Below are 23,781 nucleotides of genomic sequence, written 5' to 3' on the forward strand. Positions count from 1 at the left end.
CATCGGAACTGGCTTGAAACCGATCATAAAAGAAAAAGAGCATAATCTTAGAAAATGATTATGCTCTGTTATTGCCGTTCTCTTCCTCTTTCAGAAGCTCAGCGGTATTAATTTGAGGCGCAAACCCAAGCTCCTGAACCGCGGATTCTATTGACCACGGCTTGCCGGGATTGTCAGAGACGGCGTAATAAGTGCCGTAACGGATATTCGTTTCAATGGCTGCTTTAAAAATCGACAGCAAGTCCGGGTGGGAAAGAAGCGTTTTTTTCGTCCGGTCGTTCTCATGCAGTGTATCCATTTCATCTGTGACGACCGTTCCGATTCGAAGGTTGATGACAGAGAGCTTATTTTCTAGATAAAACAGGTGGCCGATATGTTCCGAGGTCAGCTTTAGGACGCCATATAGATTTTTTGACAGCGGATAATCGTCGGTTGTGATTTCCCGCCCTAAGAGCGAACGCCCGTCTTTTTCGTACACATCTGTCACATGATTGCTGCTGGCGAAAACAACCTTTGGGATGCCGAGCTCTGCTGCCGCGCGGCACAAATAGTAGCTTGCTCTATAAAAAATATCCGTCATTTTTTCAAATTCAGCTGTGTCCATGACATCGTATTTGATTTTGACAGCGAGTAAGTTCACGATCACGTCTGTATCTCTCGGAATCTTTTTCAATAGATCATCATAGTTTGACGCGTCTGCCTGAATAGCGTGTACTAAGCCCTCGTAACGGTCTTTATCCAGCACCGTCACCTCGTACTCAGACATAAGCCCTTTAGCCAATATCCTCCCAATCACACCATTTCCGCCGGCGATCAGCACTTTTCTCATATGTTCACTCCCCTTTTTTTATAGATTGCCCATTTTCGCCGGGGATGACACGTTTTCAGCATTCACATGGCTTCCTTTAACCTTCATTAAAAAATAACCGGCAGCTCCATAAGCGCTCTAAAACCAATTAGCTTCCGGTATCGCACTTCAGAAACAGCGAGCTGCAGGCCGGGCATGCGCTGCAGAAGAGTGTTAATTGCAATTTGTGCTTCTAGCCGTGCCAGTGAGGAACCTATACAAATATGGTGGCCCTGTCCGAATGAAAGATGGGGATTAGGGCTTCTGGTGATATCGAACTCATTGGCATGCGCGAATACTTTTGGGTCTCGATTGGCAGCCCCCAGCAGAATATAGACATGCTCCCCTTGTCGAATCGTTACGCCATTCATTTCAATATCTTCTGACGCAACACGGGCTGTCATTTGTGTGGGGCTTTCATAACGTAAACATTCCTCAACTGCGGTATGAATCAGAGCTGGGTTTTCTTTGAGCTGCAAAAGCTGTTCTTGATGCTGCAGCAGACAAAGAATTGAGTTGCTGATGAGATTCACTGTTGTTTCATGTCCGGCGATCGCCAGCAATATACACGTTGATGCCACTTCCTCCTCCGTCAGCTTACCAGCCTGTCCTTCCTTCAGCAGCATGCTGACCACGTCATGCTGCGGTTTTTGTTTTCGTTTTTGAATGAGCTCTCTAAAATACTCCCTCATCACTACAGTGATCTGATCGCCGTCTGTTAACACCTTTCTTGATCGGGTAAAATCAATCGTTTGAACAAGGCTTGACGACCACTCTTTAAATTGATCCCTTCCTTCTGCCGGCACACCTATGATCTTAGCTATAATGCTGCTTGCCAAAGGAAAAGCAAGGTCAGAAATCAGCTCCATCTTTTTTTTCCCTTGCACTTGATCAAGCAACTGATGGACAGTTTCATTTATAAATGGGCGATAGCCCTCTGTCATTCTCGGAGTAAATACGCCGCTGACCGGTAGACGCAGACGCCTATGATCAGGCTGATTCTGAAACAGCATCATCTGCTTCTGGACATGATTTAGATCCTTATATTTCATAGACGTCTCGGGCAGCGGGACACGTGTTTTGAATCTGGTATCTTTCAGAATTGCTGCCGCTTCCTCATATCCCGTGACATACCAGCCTGGATACTTCAAAACATTCCCTTTATATAAAGGGTGTGCAGAACGTAATGTATCGTAATAAGGATAAGGGTTTTTAAAAAACGCAGAAGGTGTAAGTGAAATTGGAATTGTCATATGCTCCCTCTCATGATTCTGACATCATCATTTTGACTCTATAAAAATAAAAGCAATCGACATGACACCGATTGCTTCTATTCTTGCTTTCAGCTATTTGCACTTAAACTGGCTTTCATTTCTTCGACCGATTCTACTTCAAATCCTAAATCACTCAGCATTTTATGATCCTCCGTCTCCTCCTGTCCGGAAGTCGTTAAATAATCTCCGACAAAGATGGAGTTGGCGGCATACAGCCCCAATGGCTGCAATGAGCGGAGATTGACCTCTCTTCCACCAGAAATGCGGATTTCTTTTGACGGATTGATATAACGGAACAGCGCCAGCACTTTTAAACAATACAGCGGGTTTAATTCATTTACGCCTTCTAATGGTGTGCCGTCAATCGCATGCAAAAAATTCACCGGAATGGAATCAGCGTCAAGGGCTTTCAAGCTTTGTGCTATATCGATGACATCCTGCTTCGTTTCCTTCATCCCGATAATGGCGCCTGAACATGGAGACATGCCGGAGGTTTTTGCAATCTCAACCGTATTGACCCTGTCCTCGTACGTATGTGACGTGGTAATGTTTGAATGATTTCTCTGAGATGTATTGACATTATGATTATAGCGGTCTACTCCGGCTGCTTTCAGCCGCTTCGCCTGCTCCGGCTTTAGCAGTCCGAGACACGCACAAATTTTCAGCCCATACGTCTCTTTTATTTCCTGTACTGCTTCTACGACCTGATCGACCTCTCTGTTGGACGGCCCCCTGCCGCTTGCCACGATACAGTATGTACCTATGTTCAAATCATGCGCCCGCTTTGCGCCTTCCAGAAGGGTTTCCTTTTTCACCATCCGGTAAGTCTCAATCGGCGCTTTCGAAATCGCAGACTGGGAACAATAGCCGCAATTCTCCGGACAGAGCCCTGATTTTGCATTCATAATCATATTGAGCTTTACTTTTTTTCCATAAAATCGTTTTCTGATGTGAAAAGCTCCATGCATCAAAAGCAAGATGTCTTCATCTGGACAGTTTAAAATCGAAAGCGCCTCTTCGTTGGTCACCTCTGCTCCGTCCAGCACCCGGTCTGCAAGTTCCATCCATTGATTCATTTTCATGCCCCCACTCGATTGATCAGTAATGATAAATCTATATGGTCCTTCACCATATCCTGAATCGTTTCTTTTGTTGTGTTTATCAGCTTTGGCGTCACTCCTAATAGCGGCACACCGCATAGGCTCTCAATCATTTCAGGATTGGTTTTTTCATCATGATCAGGAGAATCACTGATTCCATTGATGACGATTCCGGCGATTGGAAGACCCATGCTTTTGGCATATTGAACAGTTAAAAAGGTGTGATTAATCGTTCCAAGATGAGGGCGGGCCACAATAATCACTGGAAGCTGTAACGCTTTTATGACATGACTGACTAAAAAATCCTCTCCTAATGGCACAGAAATCCCGCCCGCACCTTCTACGATGAAGCATCCATGTTTTTCTCTTATCCGCTCCCAATGGCGTACGACTTCTTGCATTTTGACAGCCTTGCCCTCCAGCTTTCCTGCAACGTATGGAGCTAGCGGCTCTTTGAATGCAAAAGGCGTAATCTCTTCATGCGAAAGACTCGTTTGCGACATCTCTTTCAGCAGGCTTGTATCGCTCTCTGGATGATGAGGGGAGATCCCGCTTAAAAATGGTTTAAATACTCCGACATCCATCTTATTTTCCCGCAATAAGGCTGCAAGACCGCAGGATATCACCGTTTTCCCCACTTCTGTATCTGTTCCGGTTACAAAAAAACCTCTCATGGAATGATGTTCAGCTCCTTTCCGATTGAACGAAATGCTTCCAGCAAATGATCAATATCCCTCATACTGTGCCCAGCAGTGATGGTTAATCGGATACGGCTTTCTCCTGGCGCAACGGTCGGCGGACGAATGGCAGGGGCATAGATTCCTTTGTCCTGCAGTTTTTCAGCAAACGTGACCGTTTTTCGGGTATCGCCGATGACCACCGGAATAATCGGTGTATGATGCCCCTTCACCACATAGCCCATGTGCTTCAGATTCGTTTTGATCATCTGGATATAAGAATATAAAAGCTGTCGTTTTTCCTTGCTGGCCTCCATGATGTCTAACGCCTCATGGGCAGCTGCACAGCTTGCCGGCGGAATAGCGGTTTGAAAGATAAACGTTCTGGCATGGTTCAGCAGAAAGTCGATGAATACCGCTGAACCTGCAGCGAATCCCCCTTCCGCTCCGGCAGCTTTGCTTAACGTGCCGATGACAATGTCAGGACAAACACCGAAATGTTCACTCGTCCCTCCTCCTGATTCTCCCAAAACACCTGTTGCATGCGCATCATCAACGATCACGTAAGCATTGCAGCTTTTAGCAAGAGAGATGATCTGATCAAGAGGGGCAATCGTGCCATCCATGCTGAATACCCCGTCTGTTACGATAAAACGGCGCTGGTACCGCTGTGTTTCTTTCAGTTTTTCTTCAAGATCAGCCATTTCGATATGGCGATAAATGACCGTATCAGCCTTAGACAGGCGGCAGCCATCGATGATACTTGCATGATTTAATTGATCACTTAAAATGACGTCCCCTTTTTCAGGTAACGAAGAAAGGACACCGACATTGGCTAAATAGCCGCTTGAAAACAGTAAAGCCGCTTCTGTCCGTTTAAAGCCGGCAATCTTTTTTTCGAGTTTTTCATGCCAGATCGAATTGCCCGTCGTTAAACGCGAGCCGGTGCTTCCTGCTCCAAATTGCTGCAGTGCTTCTTGAGCTGCAGAGATCAAGCGGTTATGGTTTGCGAGACCTAAATAATTGTTTGACGACCAGACCGTTTGATTTTTGCCATCAATCGTCATCTCCGGAATTGGAGGCCCATTCATTGTTCGCAGTGTACGGTATACGCCGGCTCCCTTCGCTTTGTCTAACCGGCGGCTTAACCAGCTGTCAATGCTCAAGGCTGGTTACCTCTTGGATCGCTTCTTTCATAATAGACACCATTGCTTCGAGCTCTTCAGCTGTGCTGGCAAGCGGAGGCAGAAATGCAATTACATCGCCGAGCGGTCTCGTCAGCATCCCGAGCTCTCTCATTTTCAAAGAAACTTTGTACCCCACTCGCCGATCAGCAGGATAAGGCCGTTTGGTTTCCTTTGACTGAACAAGCTCTGCGCCGCACATAAAGCCGAGCTGCCGAATATCCCCAACGTGAGGATGTGCATGCAGGTCTTGAAGAAGTAAATGGAGCTTTTTACTTTTTTGCGCGACTTGTTCAACGATGTTTTCAGATTCAAATAATCTCAGGTTTTCAAGAGCAACCGCACAGCCAAGCTGATTTCCTGTATAGGAGTGACCGTGGAAAAAGGTTTTTTGTTCTTTGTAATCATCGTAGAATGCATGGTAGATGTCTTCGGTGGCAAAAGTGACAGCTATCGGCAAATAGCCTCCTGTAATGCCTTTGCCGGCAGCCATTAGATCAGGCTGAACATTTTCGTGCTCACATGCAAACATTTTCCCCGTACGCCCAAAACCAGTGGCAACTTCATCAACAATCATTAAGACATCGTAAGCTGTACAAAGCTCGCGCACACCTGCCAAGTATCCTTCCGGCATCACAATCATGCCGGATGCTCCTTGAACCATTGATTCAATCGAAAGTGCTGCAATTTCGTGATGGTGTTCCTTCAGCAGCTGTTCAAGCGCATAGAGACACTCATCACGGCTCTGCACAGAATCGCCGCTTTCAGAGCGGTATACATAAGGGATCGGAGCTTTATAACTATCAAACATTAACGGGCCATAGACGTGGTGGAACAGTTCAATTGAACCGACACTGACGGCACCGATCGTATCGCCGTGATACCCATTTTTCATTGCAATAAATTTTTGTTTCTCAGGCTTCCCGATGTTCTTCCAATATTGAAACGCCATTTTAAGAGCAATTTCCATCGCTTCTGCACCGCTGTCCGAATAAAAAACACGCGTCAGCTTCTCCGGACTGATCTCGATTAAGGTCTCGGCAAGTTCAGTCGCCGGAACGTTGGTCATGCCCAATAATGTGGAGTGAGCAATTTTGCCAAGCTGTTTTATGATGGCCTCATCTAATTCCTTTTTGCGGTGCCCGTGCACATTAAGCCAAACGGAAGAAAAGCCGTCATAATATTCCTTGCCGTTAATGTCTTTTACTTTGATTCCGTTGCCGCTTTCGATGATCAAGGGATGTTCATCATAGTCTTTCATTTGAGTAAAAGGCAGCCAAAGATGTTTTTTACTTTTTTCTATCAAATCTTGAGTCATCATCTTCCTCCCACTCTATCAAAATAGGCTGCTTCTCGAGATCATTTATGTATGTGTTTACATTTACAGAGCCGTCAGCAAAAAAGATTCGGCAGCCCTCTTCAGTCCCGTATTCTTTCATTGCTGTAATACGCTGATAGCCCAATTTTTTACCCGCGACGTAGCCTGTTATGTAATCAGGGTCATCTGACCAGCATAATTCTGCAACAGTTGCCGGATGCTCACTCACTTTTGAAGCAAGTGCAAGGGCCTCTTTTATTCTTGAATTGGACGGCATGTTATTGCGGAACGCCCAATTTTCAAAATTGGCGTCCGGCCAATCCATTCTGGACACCCGTACACCTTTATCGTGTGTTTGATCAATTCGTTCGCCAGTGTGAATATCAAACACCACTGCTCCCCTGATACCTGACCATTCAGAAATTTGTTGATATGCTTTTTCAATCACTTTTCTTGGAACACCCGCTTTCCCCAATAAGAATCGGGCAAGACTTTGTCCCTCTTCCGGGGATTCTACTTCATTTGTCTTCATTGGTAATGGATGAATCTTCTTAACCGGCTCATGAACCTCTTCAAATTGAATTTGCATAAAATCCGGTTTTCCTCTAGAGTGAGATAACCCTTTTTCTAATAAAGCATTCACCGTACGTTTCATATTATCGAACGTGATGAGCCGTTCTCCGCCGGATATATGCTTTCCTCCATCTTCGTGAGACCCATTCATAGAAGCTCTCATTCTGACACTGTAAAATGTTTCTTCTTGCATACCTTCTCGCCCTTTCAGCTTTGATTACAGAAGAAAGCATTCTATTTGTTAACCATTTATAAATTAAGGTTAACAATTAGAATACTATTATGTATACACAATTCTGTCAATATCAGAACGCCATTTCCTCATAAACAAAATCTATTTATCATGTATATTCCTGATAACTGTATTGATCCACTAAAAAAAGAAGAGACGGGCAGATGCTCGCCTCCTTACCTGTTTAGAACCATTTCAGAAAAACACGTAAAGCCTGCCCTTTTTCATGTCACAGCCACTTTTTCAAAAACTGCAGAGCTTCATGCCTCATCATAGCTGTTTCAAAATGCCCTGAAGCGGAGCGCACCATACGGTAACAATCAGAAGCCCCTTTTTCAGCATACAAAGCTGTTAATTCTTTTTCGATTTTGTTCACTCCCTCAGCGGGTGTTAGCCGATCATGTATGCCGGCAAGACTAAGATGCGGTCGCGGTGCGATCAGGCTTTGGATATCTGATGCAGAAAAGTGCTTGGCAAGAGACGGAACGTAATAATAAAAGCCATGCCGGTCAAGATTCTGTGTTTCAATCAGTACATGATGGTCAACCTGACTGCATAAATCCACACATGCCTTAATCCGTTCATCAAGCGCCGCTGTCCACCAAGCCATCAAGCCCCCCATAGACATGCCGATCGTTCCGATTCTGTCAGGCTGAATATCAGGGCGGCTCTGCACATAATCAATGGCTCTTATACTGTCGTAAATCATCATGCCCCACATCACCCTGCCCGTCAGAAGCATCTCTTTAAAAATCTCGCTTTCTGATTTTCCCCGTCTGTCTCCAAATCCCCAATGGTCGATTGCCAATACGCCATATCCGAGAGAAGTCAGCTCCCGAGCAAAAGAAGGCGCTTTCAAATAATCCGCTCCCTCAAGCAGTTCACTTTTTCCCCGTTCATACTGCCCGCCATGCGAATGCTGAAATAATATAACCGGGCACCGTCCTTTTGCGGCTTTCGGCTTCACAATATATGCAGGCACCTTTTCAAGCCCATTTATATCAAGCAGCAGCGTTTCAATTATATATCCCTCTTTTTCCTCAATACGCAGCGTTTCCGCCCCCGTATGCTTCCGATCAGGTAAATCACCAAGCAATCGAAACAGCAGCTCTCTTTTTTCGTTACTCATCCCATCACCCTTCCTTCTTCGCTTATCTTCAATGTACGAGACGGATTTGTTATTCCCTTTATTTTTCACACAGTATATAGAAACAAAAATCGTAGTTTACTAAACTTTCACTAAATATAACAAAATATTCTGAAATTCATTATTGTAACCGCTTACTTTCATATGATAGTATCAATTTATCAAAAACGTATGAGTAAAATATTTCTTTTGTTTTAGTAAATCTCATTCAAATGAAAGGGAGCAACCATGGTTCGTATAAAAGATATCGCCTTAAAAGCGAACGTTTCAAATGCTACTGTTTCGAGAATTTTAAATGAAGATCATTCGCTTTCTGTGGCTGGTGAAACGAGACAAAGAGTGATCAGTATCGCTGAAGAGCTAGGCTATCAAACTGTCGCTAAACGCCGAAAAGCCCGCGGACAAAAACAGCGCGCCCAGCCGCTTATCGGGGTGCTGAGCTGCTTATCTCCCGATGAAGAACGGCAGGATCCTTATTTTTCTTCTATTCGCAAAGGAATTGAAAAAGAATGCTTTGAACAGGAAATTTTCATTACAAACTCCATCCATCTCGGTTCCTTCCAGGAGCATATTTTTCGGGAATTAGACGGTATCATTGTTATCGGCCGTGTCCATGACGAAGCCGTTCAACATATCAGCGGCCGATTGGAGCATGCCGTATTTATCAATCATTCTCCCGATCCGCAGATATACGACTCGATTGAGATTGATTTTGAAGCCGCCGCACGCCAGGCAATTGATCACCTTTTCGATTTAGGTTACCAACGATTAGGCTATATCGGCGGGCAGGAGAAGGAGCATACACTGAGGGACGGCCAAAGCATTCGCAGAACAATTGAGGACAAACGCCAGACTGCCTTTTTGCAGTCCGCCCATCCTCAGCCTGAACACGTCCTGGTCGGCGATTACAGCATGCGCGAGGGCTATCGTCTGATGAAAAAAGCCATCACTCAAGGCAAGCTGCCTGAAGCCTTTTTTATCGCAAGTGATTCTATGGCCATCGGCGCATTGAAAGCACTTCAGGAAGCCGATCTGCATGTGCCGCGGGATACAGCCATTGTCAGCTTTAACGGCATTGAAGAGGCCGAGTTTGCAAGCACACCTTTAACCACCGTGAAAGTGCATACAGAGGAAATGGGCCGAACAGGCGTAAAACAGCTTCTCGACCGCTTTAACGGCCGAACAATTCCTCATCAAGTCACCCTGCCGACAACACTGATCATCAGGCAAAGCTGCGGATATACAGCTAAGGAGGTGACGCAAGACAAACGTTCATCAAGATCATAAGGAGGAAAAGATGAAACACATATTTGTTTTATTTCTCTCTCTTATTCTGCTGATTATGCCGGGCTGCTCATCTGAAGAAAGCGCTACAGATACAGGCAAAAAGACGTTAACCATTTATTCTACGATGTCAACGGACAGTGAAAGAAACACATTCAGAAAACTAGCCTCAGCGTTCGAAAAGGAAAGCGGCATTCGCGTCAGCATTCATTTCCCAGGCAATGACTATGAAAATATGATGCGTGTCAGAATGGCCGCCAATGATCTGCCTGATCTCTTTGATACTCATGGCTGGGGGAAAATCAGGTACGGGGAGTATACAGCCGATCTCCGGGATATGGACTGGACTCAGAATCTTGATCCAAATTTAAACAGCATCCTTAAAAACAAAAGCGGAAAGGTATACGCATATCCGATCAACCAAGCAAAGGACGGCCTGGCGTACAACCGCAATATGTTAGACCGTTTCGGCATTGATCCGCCGGAAACGATGGATGACTTTATAAAAGCACTGAGAACGATTAAAGAAAAAAGCAATGGAGAAATCGTTCCTTTCTGGTTCGCCGGATATGATAAAAGCTCTTTCGCCCAATATTATGACCAATTCGCAACACCTCTTCTCATCACAGATCCTGCCCATAATGAAAAGAAACAGCTCATTGACGGCACCTTCAATTGGAGCAAATTTACTTATCTTTCAGATACCCTCAAACAAATGCAGAAAGAAAAACTCATCAATATCGATGCCGTAACAGCAAAAAAATCACAGCTCATTGAGTTAATGGCTCAAAACAAAATTGCTTTTACCATGCAGGGCGGCACCCTCGGCCAAGACGTCGCCCAAATTAACCCGAATGTAAAGGTTGGGATTATCCCGACACCAGCTATACACTCCGGTGATGACCCGATATGGATTGGCGGCGAGCGCTATACACTGGCAGCATGGAAAGACTCGCCTCATTTAAAGGAAGCAAAGCAATTTATCGCATTTATGGCTCGTCCCGCCCATGCGAAAGAAATGGCTGAAGCCACATCGCTTCCTTCAGGGCTGACCAATGTAAAAGCTGATATTTTCTATGCCAAAGACTATCAGCATTATCAGAATATGAAAGTCGAGCCCTATTTCGACCGATTGTACCTGCCGAACGGGATGTGGGATGTGATGGGAACGGTCGGCCAGGAGCTTGCGGCAGACATTTTGACACCCAACGAGATTTCTAAAAAGCTGGGAAGAGAATATAAACGACTCCGGGAGCAATCTGGAACACAGGGAGCTGAAAACAATGAGTGAGATCGCAAGAGATGTTCATGTGAAACAGGTCAAGCCGAAAAAACAATCCTCACTTTGGTGGATGTATATTCCGGCTCTGCTCTCCGTTTTGATCTTCATGATTTATCCGTTTGTAAAAGGCGCTTTTATCACCTTCACAAACTGGAACGGATTTTCTCAGGTTTATCAGTGGGTCGGTTTCGCTCAGTATGAAAGGCTGTTTGCTGATCCGGACACATGGCATATCTTAAAAAACACGCTGCTATACGGACTCGGCAGCACCTTTTTTCAAAACGGCATTGGGCTTCTGTACGCCCTGCTGCTAAATCAAAGCATAAAAATGAAAGCGATAACAAGAACCATTGTGTATTTGCCGGTTATGATCAGTCCGCTCATTATGGGCTACATTTGGTACTTTTTCTTTTCATATGACGGAGGTGCGCTTAATGACCTGCTTGGCGTTTTCGGCATCACCCCGATCAACGCGCTCGCCAGTCCGTCTTCGAACCCATGGATCATCGTCATGATTAACACGTACCAATATGTCGGCATCGCCATGATTGTCTATTTGGCAGGCCTGCAAAGCATTCCGAAAGATTACTATGAAGCAGCGGAAATGGATGGCGCGACACGGGGCCAGCAGTTTTTCGGCATCACCCTGCCGCTGTTAATGCCCTCGATCACGATCAATATGGTCATCAACATTATCGGAGGCTTAAAGCTGTTTGACGTGATAATTGCGCTCACTGCAGGCGGACCCGGAAACGCGTCGCAATCCATGTCAACGTTTATGTATGACCTGTATTTTAAACGGCAGGATGCCGGATATGCTGCGACACAAGGCATATTTATGGCATTTGTCATTTTGATCATCAGCTTTTGCGCGCTTGCGTACTTTAAAAGAAAGGAGACGGAAATGTCATGAGAGCCGCCCGCTCAAACAAACTGCGGTTTATTACACTTCTCGCTGCCATTGTAGCCTGTGCGCATTTCATTCCTTTTTACATTCTGCTGACCACTTCATTGAAAGCAAAAGGAGATTACAGTTCCAAATGGCTGTTTCCAGCTGATATTTCCTTTCAAAATTTTTCTGAGGCATGGGAGCGCGCTTCACTTGGCAACTCGTTTATCAACACAATCATCATCACAGGTGTTTCGGCATTGTTATTAATCATATTCGGCTCACTGGCCGCCTATCCTCTTGCCCGGCGGGAAACCAAGCTGAATAAAGCCGTTTTCGCGCTGCTGATTTCAATTATGATCATCCCTCCGTTAACGTCCATGGTGCCTTTGTACAGAATGGTTGTGGACGCCGGCATGGTCAATACGCACGCAGTCGCCATTTTGATCAATACAGCGGCGTATATGCCGTTAACCGTGTTTTTGTATTCCGGCTTTATCCGTTCAACCATTCCAAAAGAGCTTGAAGAAGCGGCAAGAATGGATGGAGCGGGAATGCTGAAAATCTTTTTTACGATCGTATTTCCTTTGCTGAAGCCGATCACTGCCACCATCTGTATTATTTCCTGTGTCTTTATATGGAATGACTATCAATTTGCGATTTTCTTTTTACAGGATCAGAAGGTGCAGACACTTACTGTCGCAATGGCCGGTTTTTTCGGAGAAAACGCCAACAATCTGCATTTGGTCGCCGCGGCTGCCATCATGGCAATGCTGCCGATGGTCATTCTGTTTCTGGCGCTGCAAAAATACTTTATTGCCGGGCTGTCATCAGGCGCGGTAAAAGGATAATGAAATAAAGGAGGAACCGACATGAAAAAAATCACATTTATCGGTGCAGGGAGCACAATTTTCGCAAAAAATGTTTTAGGGGACTGCTTGTTAACGGAGGCGTTAAATGGATTTGAATTTGCGCTTTACGACATTGACCCAAAACGCTTGCAGGAATCTCAGCTTATGCTCGAAAATTTGAGAGACCGCTATAATCCGAGCGTGGTTATCAACAGCTATGACGACAGAAAACTGGCTTTGCAGCAAGCGGGCTATGTGATTAATGCCATTCAGGTCGGAGGCTATAAACCAAGCACAGTCATCGATTTTGAGATTCCTAAACGATACGGATTGCGGCAGACGATTGCCGACACAGTGGGCATCGGCGGGATATTCAGATCACTCAGGACAATCCCCGTGTTATTTGATATCGCAAGAGATATTGAGGAAATGTGTCCCGACGCCTGGTTTTTAAACTATACAAACCCAATGGCCTCCCTGACTGGCGCTATGCTTCGCTATACGGATGTGAAAACGATCGGGCTCTGCCACAGCGTCCAAGTGTGCACAAGAGATTTATTTAGATCTCTCGGTATGGAGCACGACGGGATTGAAGAACGAATCGCAGGCATCAATCATATGGCATGGCTGTTGGAAGTGAAAAAGGACGGCGCTGATTTATATCCCGAAATCAAAAAGAGAGCGAGAGAAAAGCAAAAAACAAAGCATCATGACATGGTGCGATTTGAATTGATGGATAAGTTCGGTTATTACGTCACGGAATCTTCAGAGCACAACGCAGAATACCATCCTTATTTTATTAAGCGGAATTATCCTGAATTGATCAACGAGCTGCAGATCCCGCTGGACGAATATCCAAGAAGATGCGTGAAACAGATAGAAGATTGGGAGAAAATGAGGGATGACATTGTTAACAATAAAAACCTCACCCATAAACGCTCAAAGGAATATGGCTCAAGAATAATAGAAGCAATGGAAACGAATCAGCCGTTCACCTTCGGAGGAAACGTCTTAAATACCGGACTCATCACAAACCTTCCTTCCAAAGCGGTAGTTGAAGTGACATGCGTCGCCGACAGAAAAAAAATAACCCCGTGCTTTGCCGGAGAACTTCCTGAGCAGCTCGCAGCGTTAAACAGAACGAATATCAACACACAGCTGATGACCATTGAAGCTGCTGTTACACGAAAAAAAGAAGCTGTCTACCAGGCAGCCATGCTTGACCCGCATACAAGTGCGGAGCTGTCCATCAATGACATTATTTCTATGTGTGATGATTTATTTGAAGCGCACGGCGATTGGCTTCCAGCATACAAATAAAAAAAACTAGGGGTGATCTCTCCCCTAGTTTTTCGGTTTCGTTTCGCCTTCCCAGGCCATCATGCCGCCTTCTACGTTGACTGTTTTAAAGCCTTGCTCATCCAAATACCTGCAGACATTCATGCTGCGCATCCCTGATCGGCAGATAAAAGTGTACTCTTTGTCTTTATCGAGGGTGTCCATTTTTTCAGGAATATCCCCCATGCGAATATGAACCGCTTGCGGGATCATGCCTTCCGCAACCTCTTCATCTTCTCTGACATCAATCAAATACAATTCTTCATCCGCCTCGATTTTTTCTTGCAAAGCAGCTGTGCTGATTTCTTTTATTTCCAAAGAAAACACTCCTATTCACCAATAATCATGTTCAGTATATCAAAGTCAGCTGGACGATTGCTATTTTGAGACTGATGAAAAAAATCCCCTTTTTGACAAAGGGGATTTTTTCAGGATTAGTTTGCCACAATATTGACAAGCTTGCCCGGCACCGCGATGATTTTACGAATGGTTTTGCCTTCAAGCTGCTCTTTGACCTTTTCATCTGCTTGAGCAAGCTGTTCGAGCTGTTCCTTCGTCGCATCTGCAGGAACCTGTAGTTTCGCTTTCACTTTTCCGTTCAGCTGAACAACGATTTCAACTTCGTCGTCAACAAGTTTTGCTTCATCATATACAGGCCAAGCCTCATATGCAATCGTACCGCTATGGCCTAATTTTTCCCACAGCTCTTCCGCGAGGTGAGGCGCGATAGGAGAAAGAAGCTTCACAAAACCTTCCATATATTCCTTCGGCAGCTCTGACGCTTTGTAGGCTTCATTGATAAAGACCATCAGCTGAGAAATACCTGTGTTAAAACGCAGGCCCTCATAGTGGTCTGTCACTTTCATGACTGTTTCATGATAGACGCGCTCCAATGTTTCACCGGCGCCTTCAACGATTTTGCCATTAAGCTCACCGCTGTCTTCAACAAACAAGCGCCATACGCGGTCAAGGAAGCGGCGTGCGCCGTCTAAGCCTGATTCAGACCAGGCAATTGAAGCATCAAGCGGTCCCATGAACATTTCGTACAATCTCAGCGTATCAGCGCCGTGAGAGGCAACGATTTCATCAGGGTTGACAACGTTCCCTTTTGACTTACTCATTTTCTCGTTGTTTTCACCGAGAATCATTCCTTGGTTATACAGCTTTTGGAACGGTTCTTTCGTCGGCACTACCCCGATATCATAAAGGAACTTGTGCCAGAAACGGGCATACAGAAGGTGAAGCACAGCATGCTCCGCGCCGCCGATATACATATCAACCGGAAGCCATTTTTCCATTTTCTCAGGTGATGCCAGCTGATCCGGATTGTGCGGATCAATGTAGCGCAAGAAATACCAGCAGCTTCCCGCCCATTGCGGCATTGTATTCGTTTCTCTTCTTCCTTTTTTCCCTGTTTCAGGGTCTGTGACTTCAACCCACTCTTTAATGTTCGCAAGCGGTGATTCGCCGGTGCCGCTCGGTTTGATTTCGTTTGTTTTCGGCAGAATCAACGGCAGTTCTTCCTCCGGCACAGCTGTTGACGTTCCGTCCTCCCAATGAATGATCGGAATCGGCTCGCCCCAGTAGCGCTGGCGGCTGAAGAGCCAGTCGCGCAGACGGTAAGTGACTTTCTTTTCGCCGTTTTTCGTTTCTTCCAGCCAAGCGATCATTTTTTCAATCGCTTCCTGTTTATTAAGCCCGTTCAGGAAGTCAGAGTTTACGTGCTCTCCGTCGCCTGTGTACGCTTCTTCTTCCACGTTTCCGCCTTTCACGACTTCCTTGACTGGAAGGCCGAATGTGTTGGCGAATTCAAAATCACGCTCATCGTGACCGGGAACAGCCATGACTGCACCTGTTCCGTATGAAGCAAGAACGTAATCTGCGATCCAGATCGGCAGTTTTTCACCGTTTACAGGATTGATCGCATAAGCTCCCGTGAAGACGCCTGTCTTTGTTTTCGCGAGATCCGTGCGCTCAAGGTCACTCTTTGATTGAATTTCTTTGATATAAGCTTCGACAGCTTCTTTTTGCTCAGCAGCTGTGATTTTTTCTACCAATGCATGCTCCGGAGCAAGTACAGTGTATGTAGCGCCAAACAATGTATCAGGTCTTGTTGTAAACACCGTAAATGATTCATCATGTCCGTCTATGCCAAAATGAACGTGCGCACCTTCAGAACGGCCGATCCAGTTGCGCTGCATGTCTTTAATGCTTTCCGGCCAATCAAGCTCTTCCAAGTCATCAAGAAGCCTGTCCGCATAAGCTGTGATTTTCAGCATCCACTGCTTCATCGGGCGTCTTTCGACCGGATGGCCGCCGCGTTCACTCTTTCCGTCGATGACTTCTTCGTTGGCAAGAACCGTACCGAGTGCAGGGCACCAGTTTACCGGCACCTCATCAACGTAAGCAAGGCCCTTTTCATAAAGCTTTAAGAAAATCCATTGTGTCCATTTATAGTATTCAGGATCTGTCGTGTTGATTTCGCGATCCCAATCATATGAAAAACCGAGCGCCTGAATTTGGCGGCGGAAATTATCAATATTCTGCTTCGTAAACACTGCCGGGTCATTCCCGGTGTCGAGAGCGTATTGCTCAGCCGGCAGACCGAATGCGTCCCAGCCCATCGGATGAAGAACGTCATACCCCTGCATGCGCTTCATGCGGGAGAGGATATCCGTTGCTGTATAGCCTTCAGGGTGTCCGACGTGCAGACCCGCTCCAGACGGATAAGGAAACATGTCCAGCGCGTAAAATTTTTGTTTCTCATTATGATCAAGAGTGGCAAATGTTTTGTTTTCCAGCCAATAATTTTGCCATTTCTTTTCTATCTCTTTGTGCTGAAAACTCAAAGTAAAAACCTCCTTCTGATTGAATACGGCGTTTTATGGTTCAAGTATTGACGGGAAAGGGACAATTATATTCAGAATATTCCCAAACTAAAAAAAACTCCCTCATCCCTAAAAGGGACGAGAGACTTTCGTTTTCCCGCGGTACCACCCTCGTTAGCGCGGCAGACGCCGCACTCACTTGATACTTTTAACGCAGTTATGCGTCAGCGGCTTTTCACCGCTGCAACTCTGAGGTGAGTTCGGAAACAAACTTGATTGACTTTCACCAGCCGTCAACTCTCTGAAACAATATCTGCTTCTTACTGCTCCTCTTCATTGTTCTTATCGCAACCGTAATCTTAACTGTATTTTATAGAATTCTGTTCATAAGTGCAAGCAGGTTTGTATACAATGGGAATGTACCCTGAACGGGCGAAGATTGAGGACAATTATTCTGGTGGAGTTTTGGTTTGACGTTTCGACTCGGCCGGTTCGCCGCCGCTGTTCATTTCTCTTACAAAATCAAAGCTTCTGAGAACAGCTTCACCGCCGTAGCCTGAGATAATGGATAAGATGACAAGTTGAATTCCTGAATCGGGGTCAGCGGATAGTACAAGTAAAATGGAAGCCGTCATGCCGATAAACCAATCTTCCAAAAATCCAAGATAGATAAACCGCTTTGTCATCCTGGGTTTCTCCAGTCTGCCTCTCTTTTTCACATGACCGAGAATCCCCATGATTCCTCCAATTACACAAGCAATTAATACCTGATGCAGCATCTTCATCATCACCTTCCTAAAGCCCTTATTTCGTAAAGCGACTTCAGGCCATCCAGCCCCCTTAAACGATTCCGATGATTTTCGATATCTACATACTGGCAAATCTGAAAAAAGCTTGTTTCTTCCATTATATGTGAACACATGATCGGTAAGCTTGATGCATTAGATTCATTTTTCACCCAGTGACATTGACCTAGTCACTTATTTAGCATGTAGAAACCTTTCCGTTCATATGTTCAAACTCTGTTCTTATTTTTAGTGTATACGAGGACAAGCCCGAATGACAAACAACAAACTGCGCTTGCTTGAATCAGAACATGTGTTGTGCTACGGTTACTGTAGAATTCATTAAAAAAAGGGGAATATCAGGCTTTCGCACAGCAAGCTGGCGGCCTAAGGGGGAATTATATGGGTAGTTTTCAATCATTCGGAATAAAAGGACAGCTGGACGTTATCAAAAAAGCGCTTGATCACGCGCGAGTCGGTGTAGTGATTACAGATCCTGCACTTGAAGATAATCCGATTGTCTACGTAAACCAAGGCTTTGTTCAAATGACCGGCTATGAGGCCGAGGAAATTTTAGGAAAGAACTGCCGCTTCTTACAGGGGAAAGATACAGACGCTGGTGAAGTGGACAACATCAGAGCCGGTTTACAAAATAAAGAGCCGGTTACAGTTCAGATTCAAAACTACAAAAAAGACGGAACGATGTTCTGGAATGAGTTATATATTGATCCGCTGGAAATAGAAGACAAAACCTATTTTGTCGGAATTCAAAATGACATTACCAAGCAAAAAGAGTATGAACAGCTTCTCGAGGATTCCCTCACAGAAATTACTGCACTTTCAACTCCTATTGTGCCGATTCGCAACGGCATTTCGGCTCTTCCGCTAGTCGGCAACCTGACAGAGGAGCGATTTAATTCCATCGTCAGCACATTGACGAATATCTTATCAACATCCAAAGATGATTATTTGATCATTGATTTATCAGGATTGGCCCAAGTAAATGAACAAACCGCCGACCAGATTTTCAAGCTGAGCCATTTGCTGAAATTGACCGGTACCGAATTAATCATTACCGGCATTAAGCCCGAATTGGCTATGAAAATGAATAAACTGGATGCCAATTTCTCATCGCTGAAAACATATTCTAATGTAAAGGATGCCGTGAACGTGCTTCCGATTATGTAAAAAGATCCCGCTCATCCGGCGGGATCTTTCTTATGAAGAAACTGAAGCTTGCTTATTCGCTTTATCAGCTGATTTTAACCGTTTGTCGTATAAAATCGTCGTGGCTATGCTGATCATAAGCAAAACCAAAAGTGATAAAACAAGAGCGTGAATGCCGGAATGATCGACGAGCACTCCTCCGAACAAAGGCCCTATCATTCTGCCACCTGTCGCAGCGCTGTTCACAAACCCTTGATAAAATCCTTCTTTCCCTTTAGGCGCAAGCTGGTTGGCAATCGTCGGCACGGCAGGCCAAACAAGCATTTCCCCGATGGTCAAGATCACCATGGCAGCCAGAAACATTGGAAATTGCTTCGCAGTCAGCAGCATGCTGTAAGACACAATAAAAATGACAAAACCAATGATCATTTGCGCTTTCAGCGACTCAGCCCATTTTTTCACAAAAAAGCTGACAAGCGGCTGTCCAACCACAATTAAAATTCCGTTAATCGTCCACAGCACACTATATAAAGAAAGAGACATTCCGATGCTTTGCGTGTACGATGCAATGGTGGTAGACCATTGAGAATATGCCAGCCATCCGAGCACATACCCGCTGCTCAAAATAACCAGAGCCGTAAATTTTGCTTTGCTGCTTACAGCGTCATAATCAAGCACAGACGTTTGAGACACATCCTTCGTCTGAATATTTCGAAATCCGAAATATACGATAAAGAAAAAGACCACATACAGCGCGGCATTCGCCAAAAATACGTATGAAAACGAGAAAGACGCCACCACGCCGCCAAGCGCAGAACCGACGGCAACACCTGCGTTTTGCGCGACATAAATCGCATTAAATGCCCTTCTTCCCCCTTCAGGCCACACTGATCCAGCCATTGCGTAACTGGCCGGAAAAACAACACCCGAACCAAACCCGACAATCGTAAGCAGCACGATATAAAACGGCCAATCATGAAAAAAGACGAGACCCACCAGACTTGCTAACGTAATCGCAATTCCGAGCATGATGGATTTGAACCCGCCGATTTTATCAAACAAAAACCCGCCGCATAAATTCCCTGCCACACTGGCGCCGGAATTCAGCATAAGGACAATCCCCGCGACCGTTAACGACTTTCCTAAATGATTATGAATATAGATCGTGTTAAGCGGCCATAAAAAGGATGCCCCTGTCACATTAATAAACATCCCTATCACTAAAATTTTCAATGCGCGCGGCATACTGATCCCCCTTTCTTATCTATAAAAGCTCATGAAAAAACGGAAACCTCAACAGGCTCCGTACGAATCCAGTTATCATAGCACATTCATTCTATCTGTCTATCTCATATTTTTCAACAGATGAGTGTGAAAACATCTAACAAATATTGCTCAAAAATTGTAAAATAAATAGAAAAAGGGGTAAATTTCATGGAAATGGCATTCGCATTCCTCGGTTTTTTTGCATTTCTCTTTTCGCTTGGCTATGGAGTGTACCATCTCGTCAGATATGTGCTGAAAAAAGAAAAACGATTCTCTAAAAAACTCTTTTGGCCGCTTTTCATTGGAGGCCTCATTCTGCTCTTCACCGGAGCAGCTTTGACAGAACCTGACGCTGCCGCAGCAAATGCTGATAAAAAATATTCAGCACTAAACACTGAATATAAAAGTCTTAAACAAGAGCATGAAGCACTTGAGAAAGAGTATGAAGCCATCAGCTCTGAAGCAAAGAAACTGAAAGACGACACAAAAGATCAAGACAAGCTCAAGCAGCTGGAGAAAGAAAATAGTGAACTAAAAAAGACTCAGAAATCATTAAAAGCAGAAAATAAAGAACTTCAAGAAAAACAAAAACAGCTCAAAGATGATACCAAAACAGCAAAGGCTGAAAATGAAGCCCTTCAACAAGATAAAACAAAACTTGAAAAGCAATTAAAAGAGGCACAAAACCGAACAGCCAGCACAAAAGAAAACAGCGAACATTCTTCAACCAGCACAAATAAAAGCAACGAAACCAGCTCAGCTGATACAGCAGAAGGCTGTCTTATCAAAGGCAGCAAAAACGGCATTTATCATACGCCAGGCAGTACATACTATGACCGGACGACAGACCCTGCTGAAATGTTTTGTTCAGTTGAAGAGGCTGAGGCAGCCGGGTATCGGGCGCCGAAACGATAAACAAAAAAGCTCCAGTTCTCTGGAGCTTTTACTGTTTTACAATGCCGACTTAATCACCTTTTTATAATAAAGAACCGACAGAATACCGAAAATAGAATAGAGTGCAGTATATAACACCATCACCATAATCATCGGCGACCATACCTCTGATCCGAATAAGAACCAGCCGGATTGTACGGCAAAGTAACTGTGAAAGAGGCCGATCACCAATGGAATGCCGAAGTTATACATTTGTTTGATGCGTATCCCCTTCAGCAGGTCGCCCTGTGTAAAACCGAGTTTTCTTAGGATGGTATAATTCGGTTTTTCTTCTTCACTTTCACCCATTTGTTTAAAGTAAAGGATACACCCCGATGTGATGAGAAATGTTAATCCTAAGAAACCAACGATGAACATGACCATACCAAAAAGAGATTTTTGCGCAATACTTGTATCCAGCCTTGATAAATGTAGATCTTTCTTGTTGACCTTTTGAAAGAGCTCATTTGCTTTTTCAAGCTGATCTCCATGTTTCATATTGATGCCGATAAATTCAGATTGCGCCAGCTGAATGCGAGGGTCTTTATCTTTATTCAGCTGTTTAAACAGGTTGTCATCCACTATGACTGCGGGCATTCCCCCGCTTGTAAACGTGTAGGATACAAGAAACTCTTCTCTTAATCCTTTATAGTGTAATGATTTTGTCTCATTCTTGCTTTTGACTTTAATGCTGCCGGAGTCTTTTAAAACCATTATCTTTTGCAGCAAGTCAGTATATCCTGAGAAAACCGCTTCCCCAGCCGCCACATCGACTCCTTTTACATCTTTATCGCTAACAACAGCGAGCTGTGTGTTGCTGGGATCGCTCTGCATCTCTTTCGAAGTTCCATCCATGATATTTGTGAGATCAAAAGACGATTGCAGGACAGGCATTTCTTTTTTGACGTACGACATGTCATTTTCACTCAAACTGCTTTCAAATCGTTTGGCATCTTTCTCATTCATGAATGAAAAATCCGCCGCTACATTTTGTTCAGCAGTCTTTTCTGCCGAGTAATACGAAATATAAGCAAGGGATAACAGCCCGATGGCGAGCGCTGAAACGGTTGTGATAATTGTCAGAAGCAAAGCGTTCGATTTCATTCTGAACATAATCGATGACAGTGACAGAACCTCTGAGATATTCAAGTAGCCGCCCTTGCTTTTCCGAATGATGTTCGAGATAAACGTAACCGATCCTTTATAAAAGAGAAACGTCCCAATAATGACGGAACCTAAGATAAGACTCATTGCGAAAAACAGTTCGTTTATGGTCTTGAATTTTCCGCTAAATAGCTCGGAAGACACGTAGTATCCCGTTAAAATCAACACGATGCCCAGCGCCCCGATCAGCATCTGGAAAAAAGAGATTCTCTTCACTTTATCCTCAGTGGAAGACGTTACTTTAAACAAAGATAAAATGCTTTGTTTTTTGATAAACGTATAATTCATGATCATAATCAAAAGGTAAATGCCGCAGAACACAATGATTGTTTGAACCAAGGCTTGCTCAGAAAAATGCAGTTTCGCATCAGCTTTGACATCGACGATTTTGAACAAGATCATGAGCACAAGCTTTGAGATTGAAAATCCGGCAAAAACCCCGATGGCTAACGAGCCGAAATACAGCATGATGTTTTCCGCACTTAAGATTCGAAAGATTTTGTGCTTTGTCATTCCGATTAATTGAAACAGCCCGATCTCTTTACTCCGCCTTTTAATAAAAATGGTATTGGCGTACAAAATAAAGATTGATACAACAGCCACAAGCAAAATTGAAGCGGTTTTAATAGCCGCGGCGCCTTTAATGGAAGCTTTTACTTCATTAATGGCCGGGTCATATTGGAGTGTGACAAATGCGAAATAAAGCGCCACACTAAAGATCAAAGCAAACACATAGAGGTAATAATTCCTGATATTCTTTTTCAGATTTCGCAGTATGAGCTGATTAATGTTCATGCTGCACCCCGCCTAACACGCCTTGTGTTTTCATGATATCCTGGAAAAACGTCTGCCTGTCTTGGCCTCCTTTATTCAGCTGCGTATACATCAGGCCATCCTTAATAAAAATGACTCTGCCGCAGTAGCTCGCTGCAACGGGATCATGGGTAACCATAATAATTGTGGCGCTGCGTTTTTGATTGAGCTGGCTCAGCTTGTTTAATAGATCAGAGGCTGATTTTGAATCGAGCGCGCCGGTCGGCTCATCAGCGAAAATAATGCTCGGGTCATGAATAAACGCTCTCCCGGCGGATGTTCTCTGCTTCTGGCCGCCGGAAATTTCATTCGGGTACTTATCCCGCAATTCATAAATACCCAATTCCTTCGCCACTTCCTCAAACTTGCGGTTTGCTTCCTTTTTTGATATTTTCGTGATCGATAACGGCAGAAGGATATTTTCTTTCACTGTTAATGTGTCTAACAAATTGTAATCTTGAAAGATAAAGCCTAAGTGCTGTTTTCTAAATTCAGCCAGCTGCTTTTCCTTCAAGGACGTCATTTCGTTTCCGTTAATGTTGATCGTTCCGTGGCTTACCTTATCAATCGAGGACAGAACGTTAAGCAAAGTCGTTTTGCCCGACCCTGAAGCACCCATAATACTGACGAATTCGCCCTTTTCAATGTGAATATCGATGCCCTTCAGCACTTCCTGTTTATTTAGCTTGTTACCATAGCTTTTTCGAATTTTATTCGCTTCTAAAATCATCATATCCGTAGTCTCCTTTATATTGGATACTGTTATTATAAAAAGGATTGACGGGTTTTTCCTTCGATTAGGCGAACAAAAAAGAAAAGCATGTGACAT

Annotated in this window: 21 protein-coding genes and 1 other annotated feature; of the genes, 7 read left to right on the forward strand and 14 right to left on the reverse strand. The window is 44.5% G+C overall.

The window, feature by feature from the left end:
• Positions 1-58: 58 nt before the first annotated feature.
• The 8 genes from NSS75_RS16205 to NSS75_RS16240 all read right to left on the reverse strand — a co-directional run bounded on the left by NSS75_RS16205 (position 59) and on the right by NSS75_RS16240 (position 8,334).
• Positions 59-829, reverse strand: coding sequence for an NAD(P)-dependent oxidoreductase (locus tag NSS75_RS16205; RefSeq protein WP_268498586.1), 771 nt, complete (start codon positions 827-829; stop codon positions 59-61).
• A gap of 86 nt (positions 830-915) precedes the next feature.
• On the reverse strand, positions 916-2,100 hold the full coding sequence (locus tag NSS75_RS16210; protein WP_339233896.1) for a cytochrome P450: 1,185 nt from the start codon (positions 2,098-2,100) through the stop codon (positions 916-918).
• Positions 2,101-2,189: 89 nt separating this feature from the next.
• The gene (bioB, locus tag NSS75_RS16215; RefSeq protein ID WP_216394416.1) at positions 2,190-3,197 is read right to left on the reverse strand and encodes a biotin synthase BioB; all 1,008 of its coding nucleotides are present in this window, start codon (positions 3,195-3,197) and stop codon (positions 2,190-2,192) included.
• Between the two features lie 2 nt (positions 3,198-3,199).
• The gene (gene bioD, locus NSS75_RS16220) at positions 3,200-3,895 is read right to left on the reverse strand and encodes a dethiobiotin synthase (RefSeq protein ID WP_339233899.1); all 696 of its coding nucleotides are present in this window, start codon (positions 3,893-3,895) and stop codon (positions 3,200-3,202) included.
• Positions 3,892-5,064, reverse strand: a complete 1,173-nt coding sequence (bioF, locus tag NSS75_RS16225; protein ID WP_339233902.1) for an 8-amino-7-oxononanoate synthase — start codon at positions 5,062-5,064, stop codon at positions 3,892-3,894. The genes bioD and bioF overlap by 4 nt, the downstream gene beginning before the upstream one ends.
• Positions 5,054-6,400: an adenosylmethionine--8-amino-7-oxononanoate transaminase gene (gene bioA, locus NSS75_RS16230; protein WP_339233905.1), complete on the reverse strand. Its 1,347-nt coding sequence runs from the start codon at positions 6,398-6,400 to the stop codon at positions 5,054-5,056. The genes bioF and bioA overlap by 11 nt, the downstream gene beginning before the upstream one ends.
• Positions 6,372-7,166, reverse strand: a complete 795-nt coding sequence (bioW, locus tag NSS75_RS16235) for a 6-carboxyhexanoate--CoA ligase (RefSeq protein WP_339233908.1) — start codon at positions 7,164-7,166, stop codon at positions 6,372-6,374. Before bioW ends, bioA begins: the two co-directional genes overlap by 29 nt.
• Before the next feature lie 268 nt (positions 7,167-7,434).
• Positions 7,435-8,334 carry an alpha/beta fold hydrolase gene (locus NSS75_RS16240; protein ID WP_339233911.1) on the reverse strand — a complete coding sequence of 300 codons (900 nt, stop codon included), beginning with the start codon at positions 8,332-8,334 and terminating at the stop codon, positions 7,435-7,437.
• Between the two features lie 246 nt (positions 8,335-8,580).
• Here NSS75_RS16240 and NSS75_RS16245 point away from each other — a divergent pair, with 246 nt between their 5' ends.
• From NSS75_RS16245 to melA, 5 genes are read left to right on the forward strand one after another with little or no spacing between them, the layout of a single operon-like run.
• Entirely contained in the window at positions 8,581-9,639 is a 1,059-nt protein-coding gene (locus NSS75_RS16245; protein ID WP_339233914.1) for a LacI family DNA-binding transcriptional regulator, read from the forward strand.
• A 10-nt stretch (positions 9,640-9,649) separates the two neighbouring features.
• Positions 9,650-10,927 carry an ABC transporter substrate-binding protein gene (locus NSS75_RS16250; protein WP_185848702.1) on the forward strand — a complete coding sequence of 426 codons (1,278 nt, stop codon included), beginning with the start codon at positions 9,650-9,652 and terminating at the stop codon, positions 10,925-10,927.
• On the forward strand, positions 10,920-11,831 hold the full coding sequence (locus tag NSS75_RS16255) for a sugar ABC transporter permease (protein WP_095714556.1): 912 nt from the start codon (positions 10,920-10,922) through the stop codon (positions 11,829-11,831). Before NSS75_RS16250 ends, NSS75_RS16255 begins: the two co-directional genes overlap by 8 nt.
• On the forward strand, positions 11,828-12,658 hold the full coding sequence (locus NSS75_RS16260) for a carbohydrate ABC transporter permease (protein ID WP_024122559.1): 831 nt from the start codon (positions 11,828-11,830) through the stop codon (positions 12,656-12,658). Before NSS75_RS16255 ends, NSS75_RS16260 begins: the two co-directional genes overlap by 4 nt.
• A gap of 21 nt (positions 12,659-12,679) precedes the next feature.
• Positions 12,680-13,978, forward strand: coding sequence for an alpha-galactosidase MelA (gene melA / locus NSS75_RS16265; RefSeq protein ID WP_024122560.1), 1,299 nt, complete (start codon positions 12,680-12,682; stop codon positions 13,976-13,978).
• Positions 13,979-14,002: 24 nt separating this feature from the next.
• On the opposite strand, the gene NSS75_RS16270 is transcribed toward melA, so the two are convergent.
• From NSS75_RS16270 to NSS75_RS16280, 3 genes are all read right to left on the reverse strand, one after another.
• Positions 14,003-14,314, reverse strand: a complete 312-nt coding sequence (locus NSS75_RS16270) for a rhodanese-like domain-containing protein (protein WP_024122561.1) — start codon at positions 14,312-14,314, stop codon at positions 14,003-14,005.
• Between the two features lie 116 nt (positions 14,315-14,430).
• Positions 14,431-16,845 (reverse strand): leucine--tRNA ligase, encoded by a 2,415-nt coding sequence (leuS, locus tag NSS75_RS16275; RefSeq protein WP_095714558.1) that lies wholly within the window; start codon positions 16,843-16,845, stop codon positions 14,431-14,433.
• A gap of 110 nt (positions 16,846-16,955) precedes the next feature.
• Positions 16,956-17,170, reverse strand: a binding site (T-box leader).
• 103 nt (positions 17,171-17,273) lie between these two features.
• Entirely contained in the window at positions 17,274-17,609 is a 336-nt protein-coding gene (locus tag NSS75_RS16280; RefSeq protein ID WP_003223352.1) for a DUF4257 domain-containing protein, read from the reverse strand.
• 402 nt (positions 17,610-18,011) lie between these two features.
• On the opposite strand from NSS75_RS16280, the gene NSS75_RS16285 reads away from it, so the two are divergent.
• Complete coding sequence (locus NSS75_RS16285; RefSeq protein ID WP_095714559.1) at positions 18,012-18,797, forward strand: blue-light photoreceptor; 786 nt, start codon at positions 18,012-18,014, stop codon at positions 18,795-18,797.
• 30 nt (positions 18,798-18,827) lie between these two features.
• Here NSS75_RS16285 and NSS75_RS16290 read toward each other — a convergent pair whose 3' ends face one another.
• Positions 18,828-20,021, reverse strand: a complete 1,194-nt coding sequence (locus NSS75_RS16290; RefSeq protein ID WP_044153739.1) for an MFS transporter — start codon at positions 20,019-20,021, stop codon at positions 18,828-18,830.
• 189 nt (positions 20,022-20,210) lie between these two features.
• Between NSS75_RS16290 and NSS75_RS16295 the strand changes: the two genes are divergently transcribed.
• Entirely contained in the window at positions 20,211-20,957 is a 747-nt protein-coding gene (locus tag NSS75_RS16295) for an LMBR1 domain-containing protein (protein WP_024122565.1), read from the forward strand.
• Positions 20,958-20,993: 36 nt separating this feature from the next.
• On the opposite strand, the gene NSS75_RS16300 is transcribed toward NSS75_RS16295, so the two are convergent.
• Together NSS75_RS16300 and bceA are read right to left on the reverse strand one after the other, a co-directional pair.
• Positions 20,994-22,934 (reverse strand): FtsX-like permease family protein, encoded by a 1,941-nt coding sequence (locus NSS75_RS16300; protein WP_095714562.1) that lies wholly within the window; start codon positions 22,932-22,934, stop codon positions 20,994-20,996.
• Positions 22,924-23,685, reverse strand: a complete 762-nt coding sequence (bceA, locus tag NSS75_RS16305; RefSeq protein ID WP_024122567.1) for a bacitracin ABC transporter ATP-binding protein BceA — start codon at positions 23,683-23,685, stop codon at positions 22,924-22,926. Before bceA ends, NSS75_RS16300 begins: the two co-directional genes overlap by 11 nt.
• Positions 23,686-23,781 lie beyond the last annotated feature (96 nt).

It is taken from the genome of Bacillus sp. FSL K6-1012 (genome assembly GCF_037964915.1).
Lineage (GTDB): Bacteria > Bacillota > Bacilli > Bacillales > Bacillaceae > Bacillus > Bacillus halotolerans.

Excerpts from the sequence above, each read along its gene's own strand:
- NSS75_RS16205 (WP_268498586.1), bottom strand. The coding sequence starts at position 829 with ATGAGAAAAGTGCTGATCGCCGGCGGAAATGGTGTGATTGGGAGGATA.
- NSS75_RS16210 (WP_339233896.1), bottom strand. The coding sequence starts at position 2,100 with ATGACAATTCCAATTTCACTTACACCTTCTGCGTTTTTTAAAAACCCT.
- bioB (WP_216394416.1), bottom strand. The coding sequence starts at position 3,197 with ATGAATCAATGGATGGAACTTGCAGACCGGGTGCTGGACGGAGCAGAG.
- bioD (WP_339233899.1), bottom strand. The coding sequence starts at position 3,895 with ATGAGAGGTTTTTTTGTAACCGGAACAGATACAGAAGTGGGGAAAACG.
- bioA (WP_339233905.1), bottom strand. The coding sequence starts at position 6,400 with ATGACTCAAGATTTGATAGAAAAAAGTAAAAAACATCTTTGGCTGCCT.
- bioW (WP_339233908.1), bottom strand. The coding sequence starts at position 7,166 with ATGCAAGAAGAAACATTTTACAGTGTCAGAATGAGAGCTTCTATGAAT.
- NSS75_RS16240 (WP_339233911.1), bottom strand. The coding sequence starts at position 8,334 with ATGAGTAACGAAAAAAGAGAGCTGCTGTTTCGATTGCTTGGTGATTTA.
- NSS75_RS16245 (WP_339233914.1), top strand. The coding sequence starts at position 8,581 with ATGGTTCGTATAAAAGATATCGCCTTAAAAGCGAACGTTTCAAATGCT.
- NSS75_RS16250 (WP_185848702.1), top strand. The coding sequence starts at position 9,650 with ATGAAACACATATTTGTTTTATTTCTCTCTCTTATTCTGCTGATTATG.
- NSS75_RS16255 (WP_095714556.1), top strand. The coding sequence starts at position 10,920 with ATGAGTGAGATCGCAAGAGATGTTCATGTGAAACAGGTCAAGCCGAAA.
- NSS75_RS16260 (WP_024122559.1), top strand. The coding sequence starts at position 11,828 with ATGAGAGCCGCCCGCTCAAACAAACTGCGGTTTATTACACTTCTCGCT.
- melA (WP_024122560.1), top strand. The coding sequence starts at position 12,680 with ATGAAAAAAATCACATTTATCGGTGCAGGGAGCACAATTTTCGCAAAA.
- NSS75_RS16280 (WP_003223352.1), bottom strand. The coding sequence starts at position 17,609 with ATGAAGATGCTGCATCAGGTATTAATTGCTTGTGTAATTGGAGGAATC.
- NSS75_RS16285 (WP_095714559.1), top strand. The coding sequence starts at position 18,012 with ATGGGTAGTTTTCAATCATTCGGAATAAAAGGACAGCTGGACGTTATC.
- NSS75_RS16290 (WP_044153739.1), bottom strand. The coding sequence starts at position 20,021 with ATGCCGCGCGCATTGAAAATTTTAGTGATAGGGATGTTTATTAATGTG.
- NSS75_RS16295 (WP_024122565.1), top strand. The coding sequence starts at position 20,211 with ATGGAAATGGCATTCGCATTCCTCGGTTTTTTTGCATTTCTCTTTTCG.
- NSS75_RS16300 (WP_095714562.1), bottom strand. The coding sequence starts at position 22,934 with ATGAACATTAATCAGCTCATACTGCGAAATCTGAAAAAGAATATCAGG.
- bceA (WP_024122567.1), bottom strand. The coding sequence starts at position 23,685 with ATGATGATTTTAGAAGCGAATAAAATTCGAAAAAGCTATGGTAACAAG.